1 protein-coding gene is annotated in these 755 nt (G+C 64.5%); it reads left to right on the top strand.

All coding sequences use genetic code 11. The features are described from left to right. Positions 1 to 755, top strand: a 755-nt coding sequence (locus tag B9Z45_RS17165) for a hypothetical protein (RefSeq protein ID WP_199221946.1), incomplete at both ends; no start/stop codon positions are given.

Genomic DNA, 755 nt, shown 5'->3' on the forward strand with positions numbered 1-755 from the left:
AGACAAAGCGGCGGCGGACAAAGCGGCGGCTGAAGAGATTGCTGCCAAAGCGGCCGATGAAGTTGCTGCCGCCAAAGCGCTGGTTGCTGCCCAAACTGCACTGACTGCGGCCAACGCCAGCGGCACCGCAGCAGAGAAGGCTGCTGCCCAAGCCGTGCTCGATGCGGCCAAACTAGCGGCCGCCAAAGCCACAGCTGAAGCGGACGCGGCGGCCAAAGCGGTGCAAGACAAAGCGGCGGCGGACAAAGCGGCGGCTGAAGAGATTGCTGCCAAAGCGGCCGATGAAGTTGCTGCCGCCAAAGCGCTGGTTGCTGCCCAAACTGCACTGACTGCGGCCAACGCCAGCGGCACCGCAGCAGAGAAGGCTGCTGCCCTACAGGCCTTCAATGCGGCCAAACTAGCGGCCGCCAAAGCCACAGCTGAAGCGGACGCGGCGGCCAAAGCGGTGCAAGACAAAGCGGCGGCGGACAAAGCGGCCGGTGAAGAGATTGCTGCCAAAGCGGCCGATGAAGTTGCTGCCGCCAAAGCGCTGGTTGCTGCCCAAACTGCACTGACTGCGGCCAACGCCAGCGGCACCGCAGCAGAGAAGGCTGCTGCCCTAGAGGCCTTCAATGCGGCCAAACTAGCGGCCGCCAAAGCCACAGCTGAAGCGGACGCGGCGGCCAAAGCGGTGCAAGACAAAGCGGCGGCGGACAAAGCGGCGGCTGAAGAGATTGCTGCCAAAGCGGCCGATGAAGTTGCTGCCGCCAAAGCGC

The sequence above is a fragment of the Limnohabitans sp. 2KL-17 genome, assembly GCF_003063415.1.
Classification (GTDB): Bacteria; Pseudomonadota; Gammaproteobacteria; order Burkholderiales; family Burkholderiaceae_C; genus Limnohabitans_A.